This is a genomic window from Actinopolyspora sabaoui (genome assembly GCF_051225635.1).
Lineage (GTDB): Bacteria > Actinomycetota > Actinomycetes > Mycobacteriales > Pseudonocardiaceae > Actinopolyspora.
The window spans coordinates 389,030-402,638 of record NZ_JBMIHH010000006.1; the positions used below are offsets into that span (position 1 = coordinate 389,030).

A 13,609-nucleotide genomic window follows, 5' to 3' on the forward strand; every position below is an offset into this window, starting at 1 on the left:
CGTTCCGCGGCTCCCCCGGAACGCGCCGGTCAGTCGGCTGAACCGCCCGACGGATCGCCGTCGGGCTCGGTGTTCGACGTGGGTTCGGCAGCGGACCGGGATTCGGGGGTCCCGGAAGCTGCCGAGTCCGACCCCGCCACCGCATCGGCCCCTTGCTCCGAATGGGTCGGCGCCGGTGAGTCGCTCGGCGAGGCGTTACTCCCCGGTTCGTTTCCACCGGAAGTGGATTGCCCGGCCGGCCGCTGCGCCGTTTCGGGCACGATCGGCTCGAAGGAAGGCCCGTTCCCCGAGGGCTCGTCTTTCGGGGGCGCGGCAGGCGACAGCGGCGCGAACTCGTCGGGCGCCCGCCGATCACTCGGCTTCGGCCCGTTGTCGGGAGCAGGCGGATGCACCGCCTCGCCGGTTCGTTCGGGTGCCGCCGGTCCGAGATCGGGAATGTCCGGGGCGGGCGTGGGGTGCCCGCCGGTGCGGTAGGCGGTGGCCCAGCCGAGTACGTCACGCACGTAACGCTCCGAGTGGTTGTACTCGAACACCGCGCGGGCCAACTCCTCCTCGCGGCTCAGATCCCCACCCGCCGCGCACAGGTACTTCCCCGCCGCCAGCGCCGCGTCGTGCGCGTTGTGTGGGCTGGCGATCCCGTCGTCGTTGCCGTCCACGCCGTAGCGGTCCCAGGTGGCGGGCAGGAACTGCATCGCACCCACCGCGCGGTCCCAGACCGTGTCCCCGTCCAGCTCACCGGCATCCGTGTCCGGCACGGCGGCGAAGCCAGCGCCACCGTTGAGCCGTGGTCCGAGGATCGCGGTCACGGTCGTTCCGGAAGCGTCCACCCGGCCGGAGTTGCCGTGGCCGGACTCGACACGCCCGATCGCCGCGAGCACCGACCAGTGCAGCCCGCAGGACGAGTCGGTCTCCGAAAGCCGGTCCGCGGCGTTCCGATAGGCCCGCAGCATCGGCTCCGGAATCCCGGCGGGTCCGTCCGGCACTCGGATGGCGGACCCCGCGCCGGTGTCCGGTTCGGAAGCTGCCCGCATCGAGCGACTGTCCCGGATCAGTCGCACGCCGGGTTCCCGCTGTTCGGGCAGCTCCCCGGTGACCCCCAGGTGTCTCGGCGGGGTTCCGGGGCGGTCACCCACACCCGGAACCCCGAACATCGCGGTCGTGAGCGCGTTGGCACCACCGACCAGCACGAACGGCAGGAGCAGCGCCAACAGCGCCAGCAGCGAACCGACCGGTGGTCTGCGCGGACCGCGACGGACGGCCGGTTTCGGAAGTGTTTCGGATTCGGAATGCCCGGGCCACCAGGACGGTTGGGCCTGCCGCCGCCACGGCGAGGTTCTGCTCCGACGCGGCACGATCGCCCTCCCCAGTTGGTCCTCGCGGCATCGCCGACTCCTCCCGGATTGCACACCATCGGCGTGAAGATCGCCCGATGAGCAGTGGTTTCCCGGTGCGGGTTGCCGGGGTGGTGCTGTGGCGAAACCTCCCGCACGGCTCTCGCTGCGGGTGCCCCGACATCGAGTAGCCACCTACGCCACGTCGGGACCGTCCTCGCGAGAGCCGCACGGGAGAACCCGCGGCGGTGCCGATTGCGAGGGTGGTCGGAGCGCGGCCCGCGGGGGGTGGGGGCTCGGCTCCGCGTCGTAGCAACGCGGCGATTTCGCGAGAAATTGACGGCCACTCGGTCCGGGCCCCTCGCGCGCGGTTGCGTCGCTCGATCTGAGAGCGGCGGCTACTACTGTTCGGTAACCGGTATGTCCTACGCTGCGGGCATGACGCAGCCCGGAGAGTCCGCAGCCGACTTCGTGAGCCCGGCGAGCCATCGGGTCAGCAACCAACCGCCCCCGCTGGACGACTTCGATCCGCTGGACTGTGATCCCGCCCTGCGGGAGGCACTGGCCGAGCACGGGCAGTCGGAACGGATCGAGGAACTGCGTCCGCTGGCGCGGCAGGCGGGCTCGGCAACGGCACGCGAACACGGCAGGCTCGCCAACGAGCACCCGCCGGTGCTGCACAGCCACGACCGCTACGGCCACCGCATCGACGAGGTGGAGTTCCACCCATCCTGGCACTGGCTGATGGAACGCGCGGTCTCCGAGGGGCTGCACGCGGCGCCGTGGGCGCCGGACGCCCCGGAAGGGGCGCACCTGCACCGCGCCGCCGGGTTCTACCTCTGGTCGCAGGCCGAGGCGGGCCACGGCTGCCCGATCTCGATGACCTTCGCCTCGGTCCCCGCCCTGCGGCACAGTCCCGAGCTCGCCGAGTTCTACGAGCCGGGGCTGCGCGCCACGAACTACGACTTCGGTCTCCGTCCTGCCGCGAACAAGCGCGGTCTGCTGGCCGGGATGTCGATGACCGAGAAGCAGGGCGGCTCGGACGTCCGCGCCAACACCACCACGGCCGAGCCGCTGGCCGACGGCAGCTACCGGATCGTCGGCCACAAGTGGTTCACCTCGGCGCCGATGAACGACCTGTTCCTCACGCTGGCACAAACCCCTGCCGGGCTGAGCTGCCTGCTGGTCCCCCGGGTGCTGCCGGACGGCACGCGCAACGCGGTACGGCTACAGCGACTCAAGGACAAGCTGGGCAACAAGTCCAACGCCTCGGCCGAGCTGGAGTACGAGGGCGCGATCGGCTGGCTGATCGGAGAGGAGGGACGCGGGGTGCGCAGCATCATCGACATGGTGTCGATGACCAGGATGGACTGCGTGCTCGGTTCCACGGCCAACATGCGCATCGCGCTCTCGGAGGCGGCGCACCACACGGCGCACCGCGAGGCCTTCGGCAGCACGCTGAACCGGACCCCGCTGATGCGCGCCGTCCTCTCGGATCTGGCGGTGGAGTCGGAGGCGGCCGTGGGCCTGGCGATGCGATTGGCCAGCGGGATCGACCGGGGACAGCGCGGTGACCGGGCCGAGCTGGACCTGCTGCGGTTGGCACTACCCGCCACGAAGTACTACGTCTGCAAACGCGCCCCCACGATGATCGGCGAGGCGCTGGAATGCCTGGGAGGCAACGGCTACGTCGAGGAGTCCGGGATGCCCAGGCTCTACCGGGAAGCGCCGCTGTTGTCCATCTGGGAGGGCTCGGGCAACGTGACCGCGCTGGACACGCTGCGCGCGCTGCACAAGCAGCCCGACACGGCCGAGACGCTGCTGACCGAGCTGGACCGAACAGCCGGCAGTGACGAACGCTACGACCGCTCGCTTCGACGGTTGCGGGCAGAACTGGGCGAACCGCGCGAGGAACGGGCCCGTGCGCTGGCGGAACGGCTCGTGCTGACGCTGCAGGCGAGCCTGCTACTGCGTACCGCGCCGACTGAGGTCGCCGAAACCTTCCTGGCTACCCGGCTGGACGGTGACGGCCACACCCTCGGCGCCACCGGCACCCGCTCCGACGTCCTGCTGGACCGGGTCACTCCCCGGAAGGACTGAGCCCCGCCGAACTACCACCACCTACGCAGCGGGCACCGCCGCGATGCCTGGCCTGACCACGACGAAAGCCGTGCGGGAGGGCTCGCCACCCGACTTCGGCGCGGCGTCAATTTCTCGCGAAATCGTCACCGCAGTGCGGCGGCGCGGCCCCGGCTGCCGTCAATTTCCCAAGAAATCGCCGCGCCCTCGACGCAGGGGCGAACTCCGACCACCCCCGCAGGCCGAACTTCGAGCACTCCCGCGGGCCGAACTCCGACCATGCCCGCAATCGGCACCGCCGCGGGTTCTCCCGTGCGGCTCTCGCGAGGACGCCGGAGACGTTGTGTAGGTCGCTACCCGATGTCGCCGGACCCGCAGCGAGAGCCGTGCGAGAGGTTCCGCCAAGCGACCACGTATGACAACCGAGCCGCACCCCTCAACCGAAGGAAGGGAAAAGCTCCGGTGCTTCGTTGGGCCACCGTTGGGCGATCACGTCGAGCGTCTCGTCCCCGAACGGGTTAACCCCGCGTCCCTTGGCGAGCGAGTGGGCCACATGCACGTGCAGGCACTTCACCCTGCCGGGCATCCCACCCGCGCTGACCTCGGTGCCGAGCGGTTCGAGCGCGTCGCGTTCGGCGAGGTACTCCTGGTGCGCACGGCGATACCGCTCGGCCAGCTCGGTGTCGGTGGCCAACCGCTCGGTCATCTCGCGCATCAGCCCCTCGGACTCCAGCGTGGACACCAAAGTCACCAGCCGCGGCGCGGTGAGGTAGTACAGCGTGGGGAACGGGGTCCCGTCCGGCAGCCGGGGGCTGGTGCGCACCACGGTGGGTTCGCCCGAGACGTCGCGGGTGACCACGTCGCGCATTCCTCTCGGCGGACGCCCCAGTTGGCGCCGCACGACCAGCCGGTCGTCCTCGGTCGCGGTGGGCTCACCGCTCGGGTCCACGCCCGACACTGTCCCTTCCCTTCTCACGTGAACGTGTTCCACAGCTGCTGGTACCACGGTTTCGGCTCCGGAGCGGCCTTCTCCGCGGTCTGCTGCTTCTCCTCGGAGGGCAGCTCGACGATGTAGGGCGTTTCGCCCGGCCGGACGTAGCCGAGGCGTTCCCGCGCCTCGGCCTCCAGCCGACTCGGATCCGACAGCTCCGCCTTCCGCTCCGACAGCCGCTGAACCTCCTCGCTCAGCTGCTGCTCCCGCTGCTCCATGTCGGACAGCTCGTCGAGCTGCCCGAGATAGGTGCGCAGCGGGACCGAGACGCTCAGCGCCATGGCGCACACGAGGGTGGCCAGCACGGCGGCCCGTCTGGTGGAGGAGAGCTTGAACGCGCCACCGGTGCCCGCCGGGGTCCGGGCCCCTGGGGACCCGGACCTCCGGTGTGGTGCGGTCCTGCCGTCCGAGTCACCGCGCGGGCGCCGCGCACGCGTCGACTGCCGGGTACGGCTCGTACCGTCCGACTCGTTCCGTCGATCGCGTTGTGCCGGTCGCCCGGTCGGCATGGATCACACCTCCGCGCTGAACCTGGGGAAGGCCAGCTCGCCCGCATAGCGGGCGGCGTCGCCGAGGTTCTCCTCGATGCGCAGCAGCTGGTTGTACTTGGCCACCCGCTCGCTGCGGGCGGGCGCACCGGTCTTGATCTGGCCGCAGCCGGTGGCCACCGCGAGATCGGCGATGGTGGTGTCCTCGGTCTCGCCGGAACGGTGGCTCATCATGCTGCGGTAGCCGCAGGAGTTCGCCAGGTTCACCGCGTCGAGGGTCTCGGACAGCGTGCCGATCTGGTTGACCTTGACCAGCAGCGCGTTGGCCGCACGCCGGTTGATGCCCTCCTCCAACCGCTCCGGGTTGGTCACGAACAGGTCGTCGCCGACGAGCTGGACCTTCTCGCCGATCTCGGAGGTCATTCGGGACCAGCCGTCCCAGTCGTCCTCCGAGAGCGGGTCCTCGATCGAGACCAGCGGGTAGGAGTTGAGCAGCTCGGTGTAGTAGCCGATCATCTGCTCGGCGCTGCGCTTGGAGCCCTCGAACTGGTAGACGCCGTCCGAGAAGAACTCGGTCGCGGCGACGTCGAGCGCCAGCGCGACGTCCCTGCCCAGCTTGTAACCCGCCTTGTCCACCGCGGTGGCGATCAGGTCGAGCGCCTCACGGTTGTTGGGCAGGTCGGGTGCGAAACCGCCCTCGTCACCGAGGCCGGTGGCCATGCCCTTGCTCTTGAGGACCGACTTCAGCGCCTGGTAGATCTCGGCGCCCCAGCGCAGCGCCTCCGAGAACGAGTCGGCCCCGATGGGCGCGATCATGAACTCCTGCATGTCCACCCCGGTGTCGGCGTGCGCGCCGCCGTTGAGGATGTTCATCATCGGCACCGGCAGCACGTGGGCGTTGGGGCCGCCCACATACCGGAAGAGTTCGAGCCCGGTCGACTCGGCTGCCGCCTTGGCGGTGGCCAGCGAAGCGCCGAGCATCGCGTTGGCCCCCAGCCTGGACTTGGTCGGGGTGCCGTCCAGGTCGACGAGTTTCTGGTCGACCACGCGCTGTTCGATGGCCTCCACGCCGACCAGCTCCGGGCCCACCTCGTCCAGCACGCCTGCCACTGCCTTCTCCACGCCCTTGCCGCCGTAGCGGTCGGCGGCACCGTCGCGCAGCTCGACGGCCTCGTGTTCGCCGGTCGAGGCTCCGGAGGGAACGGCAGCGCGGGTCAGCGTGCCGTCATCCAGGGCCACCTCGACCTCGACGGTGGGGTTGCCCCGCGAGTCCAGGATCTCGCGAGCGCCGACCTGCTCGATGATCGCCACGTGTGCTCCTAACAAGCTTTGTGAATCCGAGACGCCACGGCCCGCCGCGATGCTTCCACCGGCGGTCCCGTTCGGGGGAGGCCGGACGCCCGACGACTGCCTCCGAGCCTAACCGGGCGCTCTGATCGTCCGCCGCAGGCTCGCGGTCGGGCTCCCGGCATGTGCGACGGAGGAGCCGACCCGACGCGTGAGCACGAGAACCGAGCGGGCGAAGCACCCGTTCGGCACTATGGCGGAACCGTCGATCTAGTCGTACCGTGGGTATGGTAATGAGGGCTGAAGGTACCGTAGAAGCGTTCCGCAAAGCGGAAACCCTTGTGTCGCAGCGACGCCCGCTGGAGGCGTTACGCGCGCTCGGTCCGGTGCTCGCCGAGGATCCGGACAAGCCGAGTGTGCAGCTGCTGGCAGGACGCGCGTATCTGTTCTCGGCGCAGTTCCAGCGCGCCGAACTGGCGTTCCTGCGAGTCATCGAACTGGACCCGTCCGACCACTATGCCCGACTCGTACTGGGAAGAACCCTGCAACGGCAGGGCAGGCTGAACGAGGCGCACACCCAGGTGCGGCTGGCCACGACCATGTACCCCGATCCCGCCTATCAGGAAGTACTGGGAGAGATCCGAGCGCACATCGCACGAGTCAACGCGACCGAGTGACGTATCCCACCACCAACAACACGACAGTCCCGCGTCGAGTAGCGCTCCACCCCGTGTCGAGCAGTGTTCCGGGAATCCCGCTGTATCGGCTTGGGCGTGAAGTGCCCTCCAAACGTTCGGCGCACCCGAGCCGAACCCCCACCACCCCGCGTCCGGCACCGCCGCGGGTTCTCTCGTGGTGCTCTCGCGAGGACGGCCCCGACGTTGTGTAGGCCGCTACCCGATGTCGGGGCACCCGCAGCGAGAGCCCGCGAGAGGTTCCGCCACCCGCGCCGCCAAGCAGACCGAGCCGCACTCCTGATACGTCATTCGTCGCGGCTACCCGCTTGGGCGTAGCGTTCGGCCAAGCTGAACACCTTCCTGGCGTAGGAAACCGAGTTGTTGTAGGACATCACGCCGGACCACCAACCGTCACCGCTGCGCATGTCGCGTCCACCCGCGCACAGGTAGCGCGCGGCGGCCATCGCCGCGTCGTCGAGGTTGTGCGGATCGCCCACCCCGTCACCGCTGCCGTCGGTGCTCCACTTCGCCCAGGTGGAGGGAATGAACTGCATGGGCCCGACGGCTCGGTCGTGGACGGTGTCGCCGTCGAGCACGCCGTCGTCGGTGTCGGTGATGGCACGCACGTCCTCGCCGCCGTCCAGCGGCACTCCGATGATGGGGCTGGAGGGAACGGCGTCGGCACCGAGCCTGCGTCCACTGTAGCGGCCGTGGTCCGACTCGACCCGCCCGATGCCGGCCAGGGTCGCCCAGTCCACGCCACAATTCGGAGCTCGGCTGCGCATGGCCAGATCGGCGTTCACATAGGACACCAGCGCCCGGGCGGGAACGTCGACGACGGCGGCCACCTCGTTGGCCCAGTCGCGCACCGGATCGTCGCCCGATTCGCTGCCGGAGTCGCCGCCGGGTTCGGAGCCGGTCGCGGACCGGCCGGGCGCGCTCGACCCCGGTTCCACGGGGGCGGGTTCGACGTTCTGCCGCGCGAGTGGGGGTGCCTGCGGAGCGGCGGCGGGTTCCCCGAGCACCGCCACAGCACCCACACCGAGCAAGGTGCTCACCACTGTGCCCAGGGCGAGGGCGCCGCGTCCGGCGACGGCCAGCACCGCACGCGGCACCGATCGGGAACGCGGGTGCTTCGACGAAGCGGATTCGGTCACTGCAACAGGCTAGGCGACCTGTCCAGACCGTATCCGAGCTCTACTCGCGGCGGTCCGGGTCTTTGTTCGCACCACCCCGGAAGGCGATCTTGGTGTGGGAGACTGAAGCGTGCTCGGCGCCCGGGACTCGGAGCACGAAAACCTTACGGCCACGACCCCCGAGGAGTCCGCGTGTCGGATGACCTGTCCGCTGCGAACACGGCTGCGCGGAGCCGCGAGGTCCGTCCGATGTGGAACAGCGGGATACTGCTGCTCGTCGGCTCTATCGGGGTGCTCTCCGGCGCGTTCGCCGCCTTCGGGTTCTACCACCGCATGCTGAACCCGTTCGCACACGCGCTGACCCTTTGGGTACTGCTGGCCGTGCTGGTCAGCGCTCGCCGAGCTCCTCGCGTGGCCGTGCCGCGCACCGTCGTCTGCCTGCTCGGCGCGGTGGTGGCCTTCTACGTCGGCAAACCGCTGCTCTACAACACCGTCTACTACCCCGAGGCGCCCGACATCGGGATCCAGGTGAGCAACCTGGCCATGTGGTGTGTGCTCGCGGTGTTCGCCGGGGCCGTGGTGGGAGGCGTCTTCTCCGCCATCGGCGGTCCCGCGTGGTCGGGTTCGGCGGCCACCGCCGCCGCGATCGCACTGCTGGTCGCGGCCACGCTCGAGGAGACGAGGTTCGGGTTCGCGGGCAGCGAGCTGCTACTGCTGCTCTGCTGCGGCTGCGCCGTGCTGCTCACGCTCCACCTGGCTGACACGCGGGGTGAACGGCTGAAACGTATCGGCGTGCTGACGCCGCCGCTGCTGGTGGCCGGTTTCGTCCTCGTCGCGGCTCCCGATCTGCTGCAGGGCATGACGCTCTGACTGGAGCGGGAAGCGAACCATCGGGGAGGGACTCTCCGGCGGCACTCCCGGCGCCGAACAACTCACGCGAATCACCGCCGCGAGAACTCCACCGCGCGGCCACCCGGTAAGCCGGGCGAAAATCTCACTTTGTCCGCAGTAGTTCGCGGCTGCGCTTGCCGTAGTCGTCGGCGTGGTCGAGCACCTGCTGCACGTACTCGCCGCTGGCGTTGTACCGCAGCACGGCCTCGCGGAACTGCTCGGCACGGCGCAGGTCACCGCCCTCGTCACAGAGGTAGTAACCGGCGGCGAGCGCCGCGTCGTCGAGATCGTCGGGGTCCGCCACCCCATCGGCGTCGCCGTCACGTCCCCAGTCCCGCCAAGTGCTCGGGATGAACTGCAGCGGGCCCACTGCGCGGTCGTAGACCGTGTCGCCGTCCAGCTTTCCCTCGTCCGTGTCGCGGATGAGCCGCACGCCCTCGCTACCGTCCAGCGGGATCCCCCTGATGGGCGGCTCGGGTCGGGCGGTGCTGTCCAGATCCGAGCCGCCGTAACGGCCGTGGCCGGACTCGACGGCGCCGATCCCGGCGAGCACCGACCAGCTCAGCCCGCAGTCCGGCCTGGTTCGTTCCAGAGCCAGTTCGGCGTAGCCATAGGCCTGCAGCGCCGCCATCGGGATGTTGAGCTCATCGGAGAAGTTCTCGGCCCAGTCAGCGAGCTGTCGCTGGGGTCGGGAAGTTGTGGCGGGGTCGGCGCCCCCGGGTAACGGTCGCACCTCGGGCGGCTGCACCCCGGCGCGCGGCGGCGCCGTGGCGCTGGGCAGCCGGGACTGGTCCCGAGGCCCGCCGCCGTCCAGCAGTCCGGCCAACAGCACGAGCACTGCGAGCATCGCCAGTCCGCTCAACAGCACGAGCGGCGAGTCGGATGCTTTCCGTCGTCGCGGCACGGTCGCGGACCTCCCTAGGTCACTGAACTGTTACCCGACCCACCGGAGCCGGTGAAGTCGCCGGTCACGGTTGAAAGACCTCAGCCCGGTTCGTCGATTTCACCGGTTTCGTCGGCTTTTGGCCAGTATTCGCGCCAATCGGATTCGGACAGCCGGGCGGGATCGACTCTCGCCGTGCGCGCGCGTGCCTCGGCCGTCCGGATGCGTTGGTCGAATGCCAGCGAGGCAGCGCGCAGCGCGTCCTCCGGGTCGGCGCCGTGTCGTTTCGCGCGCGCCACCGCGTCGAACAGCTCGGCTCCCGGATGGGAGTTTTCGCCGATCAGCTCGCTCGGTATCCCGGCCCGTTCGGCGCGCTGCACGAGCTTGGCCGCCAACGCGGCCGCGGGTTGCCCGTGCGCCACACCGTCCACAGCGGACTCGCGTTGCTTCTCGCGCTGCTTGAGCTCCTCCCACCGCGCGTGCTGCGACTCGGCATCGTGCACCGAGTCGTCGGTGGCGAACACGTGCGGGTGACGCGAGACGAGCTTGCTCACCAGCTCGGCCGCGACGGTGTCGACGTCGAACGGATCGGCCTCGTGCTCGGCCGCCACGCGGGCGTGGAACAGCACCTGCAGCAGCACGTCACCGAGTTCCTCCCGCATGGCACCTCGGTCGGCACCCTCCAGCGCCTCCAGCAGCTCGTAGGTCTCCTCGACCAGATAGGTGCGCAGCGACTCGTGCGTCTGCCGCGCGTCCCACGGGCAGCCGCCGGGGGAACGCAGCCGGTCCATCACCGTCACCGCGTCCAGCAGCTCGACTCCCGGAGGAGTAGCAGCCCGCACCTCGCGGGCTCCCGCCGCCAGCAGCTCCCGCACCGCTACCGAGTGATCGTCGGGAGCGACCAGCACGATCGGCTCACCGGCAGCCCGGCGCAGCAGCTCGACATGCTCGGGCGGCGCGGCGGCGCCCAACGAGTCACGGGTGGATTCGGCCAGGCCGGGATCGGCGTAGACCTCCCCGGCACCGCGCAGCCAGGAAACCGCCTCGGCGGGCACGACGTCCCCGAGGCGGTCGTCCACCAGCACCACCGCGCAGCCGTCGACGACGGCGGGGCGGGATTCACCGACGGCACTCATACCCCGATTGTTCCAGCCATTACTCGATCATGGTGTGCCCTCGGCCGACCGGAAACCTCGATCAGGCTTGGCTCTCCCGCTCGGGGATACGGAATCCGCTGGTCTGTCCCTTGTCGGGTGCGGCGGTGAGTTCCAGCGGGTCCCACACGCCGTAGCGCGGGCTGAGCTCGACACCGACGCGCTGCGCGGTCAGACCCAGCAGCCGCGCACCGAAAGCCTGCGTGAGTTGCTCGCCCTGACTACCCAGCGAAGGTGTGCTCGACTCGCCTTCACCGTTTCCGGTGCTGCGTTCGGTGATCCGCGCGACGAGCCACTGCCCGCCGCTCTGCCTACCGGGGGCGGGGAAGGCCAACACCGTGCCCTCGTCGGCCGCGAACAGCGGCGTCTGGGCGGCGAAGCTGAGCGCGCGCGACGCGCTGAGCTCGCGTCCAGAGCCCGCCGGAACCCCGTCGGACTTGTCCTGCCGGATCAGCTCGGCGGCCCGCTCCTGGCCACGGGCCATGCGGTTCGCCTTGCGCTCGGCCTCGGCGCGACTGGTGGCGCTGGTGTAGTCGAAGACAACCGAGGTGCTCGCCAGGTGCTTACTGCCGAGCTTGCGCATCAGCACCAGGGAACGCGCCACGGAGCGGACCTCGTCGGCCGTGAAGATGGTTCCCTCGGTGGCGGCCTCCGCACCGCCCCGCTGCTGCACCCACTGGGTTATCTCCTGCTCGGAGACCCGCAGGTTCTGGCGCCGCGCGGCCACTTCGGCGAGCTTCTGCCGAACGGTGAACGCGGCGATCTGGCGCGCCAGCTCGTCCTTGCGGCCCTGGTCCTCGAGCTGCTCGCGCAGTTGCGGGCGCTCACCGACGACCGCCTCGAACCGCTGCTGCACCGTGCTCACCGGAATGGCCTGGTCGCCGACGAGCGCTGCCGAGCCGATCCTGGACGGCTGGGAACCACAACCGGCCAGCAGGCAGGCCGCGAGCAGCGCGATAATCAACCGTGGGCGGGCGATGACTGATCTCACAAGGGCCACTTTCTCACGAGCACCCGGGTGCTGTCCGTAAGCCCGCTGTGATCATGCTTACTCACCCTCCGTACAATCTCCGGGGATTCAGCGGAACCGGCCCAGCTCACGCAGCTCCCGCAGGAAGACTTCGGTGGTCGCCGGGTGAAGGTGCAGCAGCGGCTCGTCGTCCTCGTCGCGTTTGATCACCGTGAGCAGTGCACCCTCGGGCCCCGCGTAGTAGTTCAGCGGGTACTCGCACTCCCGCTCGGTGCCGCGCGAGACGTACTGCGAACGCACGGCGCGCAGCGCGAAGTCCAGCGGCGGCGCGGTCAACCGGTTCAGCAGTCGGTGGCCCGGTGGGGTCGAGCGCGTCCGGGACGGCTGCTCCTCATCCGGCTCGTTCGATTCGTTCGATTCGTTCGGCTCGGGTGGGCCGGACTCCTCGGGCCGGGAACGGCGGTCGCGCTCCGGTGCGGATTGGTGGGGCGGCGGGGGCGGCATGGTGGTCGGTGCCTCGCCCACCGGCGGCGCGTCGGGCAGCAGTCCGGCCACTGTGGATGGCAGGGCGTCGGGCTCGACCGGCTCGAGCAGCACGCGGTCCTGCTCCACGGCGGCGAGTACGGCGAAGTCGTCGGCCTCGGCGACTTGGAAGCCGCCACGTGTCGCACCGTTGTCGGTGCGGATGGAGTACCAGCCGTAGATGCGGCGCTGCGGCGTGCGCAGCAGGCGGAGCGTGTCGCGCAGGGCCGATGTCGGGGTGTCACCCTTGGCCAGCCCGGCCCGGCGCAGCTCGGCGGTGACCGCCTCGACGATCGCCGCGCGTTCGCGGTGCGTAACACCGGGGGAAGCGCCCTCCAGCCCGGCCGGTTTGGCGGTGCCCGCGCCGAACTCGTCGTGGTGCAGCACGTCGTAGGCGGCGTAGCTGAGCATGACCGGTTCGGTGATGACCCGGTCGAAGCGGGAACTCTCGAAGTCCTGCTCGTCGGAACCGGTGTCGTCGAACCGGGGGTTGTCGGTACGAGGGTTACCGGCACGGGGGTTACCAGCACGGGAGTTACCGACCCTGGAACTACCGGCACCGGGGCCGGGGGTGCCGGGCGGGAAACCACCGGGCCGGGGACCTTCGGAACGGGGACTGGACACACTCACCTCATCGCTGCCGACCTGCCGCCCCCACTCCCACGATTGTGCCATTCACGACGCCTAGCGGGGCCGCAACGAGGATGGAGCGGTGCCGTAGCGGCGCTACCTCCGCTCCCCTCCCCTTACGGCCCGGCGGCCCGGCGATTTCTTGGGAAATTTACGCTCCGCCCACCCCGGGCCGTCCCCACCGCTGGTCCCGGTTCGGTACCAGGTTCGATGGGGTAAGACTCGGATTCGGCGGGAACACGAGGTCGGCCCGGCCGGTACCGTCGGTTCTGGTGCGGTGGTCGTCGGCAGCGAGGGCAAGGGCGGAGACCGCACGAGACTCGATAAGACGGGTGCGTCCAATGAGGTTTGACGGAGTGGTGTTCACAGCGCTTTCGCTACGCTAGAATCCCAGCGCAGTGAGTGTAGGTCCCGCGCACGCGGGGATAGACCCGAGTGGATCACGCGGTGTGACCTGCGGTTCTAGTAGGCCCCGCGCACGCGGGGATAGACCCCCCGCCCCATTCCTCGCGCCCCTCGGTCCCGGTAGGCCCCGCGCACGCGGGGATAGACCACAGCGGGGTGTCCGCG

At 70.0% G+C, this 13,609-nt stretch carries 12 protein-coding genes; 3 read left to right on the plus strand and 9 right to left on the minus strand.

The genetic code is table 11. The features are described from left to right. Positions 1-29: 29 nt before the first annotated feature. Complete coding sequence (locus tag ACOQFL_RS14195; protein ID WP_435544613.1) at positions 30-1,352, minus strand: lytic transglycosylase domain-containing protein; 1,323 nt, start codon at positions 1,350-1,352, stop codon at positions 30-32. 417 nt (positions 1,353-1,769) lie between these two features. Between ACOQFL_RS14195 and ACOQFL_RS14200 the strand changes: the two genes are divergently transcribed. Continuing rightward, positions 1,770-3,431 carry an isovaleryl-CoA dehydrogenase gene (locus ACOQFL_RS14200; RefSeq protein WP_435544614.1) on the plus strand — a complete coding sequence of 554 codons (1,662 nt, stop codon included), beginning with the start codon at positions 1,770-1,772 and terminating at the stop codon, positions 3,429-3,431. Positions 3,432-3,846: 415 nt separating this feature from the next. Here the strand turns inward: ACOQFL_RS14200 and ACOQFL_RS14205 are convergent, their stop codons facing one another. From ACOQFL_RS14205 to eno, 3 genes are read right to left on the minus strand one after another with little or no spacing between them, the layout of a single operon-like run. After that, positions 3,847-4,368, minus strand: coding sequence for a DUF501 domain-containing protein (locus ACOQFL_RS14205; protein WP_435544615.1), 522 nt, complete (start codon positions 4,366-4,368; stop codon positions 3,847-3,849). Positions 4,369-4,382: 14 nt separating this feature from the next. After that, entirely contained in the window at positions 4,383-4,910 is a 528-nt protein-coding gene (locus ACOQFL_RS14210) for an FtsB family cell division protein (protein ID WP_435544616.1), read from the minus strand. A gap of 3 nt (positions 4,911-4,913) precedes the next feature. Next, positions 4,914-6,200: a phosphopyruvate hydratase gene (eno, locus tag ACOQFL_RS14215; protein ID WP_435544617.1), complete on the minus strand. Its 1,287-nt coding sequence runs from the start codon at positions 6,198-6,200 to the stop codon at positions 4,914-4,916. Between the two features lie 269 nt (positions 6,201-6,469). On the opposite strand from eno, the gene ACOQFL_RS14220 reads away from it, so the two are divergent. Then, a complete protein-coding gene (locus ACOQFL_RS14220) occupies positions 6,470-6,853 on the plus strand; it encodes a tetratricopeptide repeat protein (protein WP_435544618.1) in 384 nt (127 codons plus the stop codon). Between the two features lie 305 nt (positions 6,854-7,158). Here the strand turns inward: ACOQFL_RS14220 and ACOQFL_RS14225 are convergent, their stop codons facing one another. Further along, positions 7,159-8,010 carry a lytic transglycosylase domain-containing protein gene (locus ACOQFL_RS14225; protein ID WP_435544619.1) on the minus strand — a complete coding sequence of 284 codons (852 nt, stop codon included), beginning with the start codon at positions 8,008-8,010 and terminating at the stop codon, positions 7,159-7,161. A 171-nt stretch (positions 8,011-8,181) separates the two neighbouring features. Here ACOQFL_RS14225 and ACOQFL_RS14230 point away from each other — a divergent pair, with 171 nt between their 5' ends. Beyond that, complete coding sequence (locus ACOQFL_RS14230; protein ID WP_435544620.1) at positions 8,182-8,859, plus strand: hypothetical protein; 678 nt, start codon at positions 8,182-8,184, stop codon at positions 8,857-8,859. A 124-nt stretch (positions 8,860-8,983) separates the two neighbouring features. Here ACOQFL_RS14230 and ACOQFL_RS14235 read toward each other — a convergent pair whose 3' ends face one another. The 4 genes from ACOQFL_RS14235 to ACOQFL_RS14250 form a co-directional block, all read right to left on the minus strand. Continuing rightward, positions 8,984-9,727, minus strand: a complete 744-nt coding sequence (locus ACOQFL_RS14235; RefSeq protein ID WP_435544698.1) for a lytic transglycosylase domain-containing protein — start codon at positions 9,725-9,727, stop codon at positions 8,984-8,986. Positions 9,728-9,864: 137 nt separating this feature from the next. Continuing rightward, entirely contained in the window at positions 9,865-10,899 is a 1,035-nt protein-coding gene (locus tag ACOQFL_RS14240; RefSeq protein WP_435544621.1) for a nucleoside triphosphate pyrophosphohydrolase, read from the minus strand. Between the two features lie 61 nt (positions 10,900-10,960). Continuing rightward, positions 10,961-11,908 (minus strand): SurA N-terminal domain-containing protein, encoded by a 948-nt coding sequence (locus tag ACOQFL_RS14245; protein WP_435544622.1) that lies wholly within the window; start codon positions 11,906-11,908, stop codon positions 10,961-10,963. Between the two features lie 87 nt (positions 11,909-11,995). Then, positions 11,996-13,084, minus strand: coding sequence for an ESX secretion-associated protein EspG (locus tag ACOQFL_RS14250; RefSeq protein ID WP_435544623.1), 1,089 nt, complete (start codon positions 13,082-13,084; stop codon positions 11,996-11,998). Positions 13,085-13,609 lie beyond the last annotated feature (525 nt).

Bases quoted from the DNA above. Each gene is read 5' to 3' on its own strand.
- ACOQFL_RS14250 (WP_435544623.1), bottom strand. From the start codon at position 13,084: ATGGCACAATCGTGGGAGTGGGGGCGGCAGGTCGGCAGCGATGAGGTG.
- ACOQFL_RS14235 (WP_435544698.1), bottom strand. From the start codon at position 9,727: ATGCTCGCAGTGCTCGTGCTGTTGGCCGGACTGCTGGACGGCGGCGGG.
- ACOQFL_RS14220 (WP_435544618.1), top strand. From the start codon at position 6,470: ATGAGGGCTGAAGGTACCGTAGAAGCGTTCCGCAAAGCGGAAACCCTT.
- ACOQFL_RS14240 (WP_435544621.1), bottom strand. From the start codon at position 10,899: ATGAGTGCCGTCGGTGAATCCCGCCCCGCCGTCGTCGACGGCTGCGCG.
- ACOQFL_RS14210 (WP_435544616.1), bottom strand. From the start codon at position 4,910: ATGCCGACCGGGCGACCGGCACAACGCGATCGACGGAACGAGTCGGAC.
- ACOQFL_RS14200 (WP_435544614.1), top strand. From the start codon at position 1,770: ATGACGCAGCCCGGAGAGTCCGCAGCCGACTTCGTGAGCCCGGCGAGC.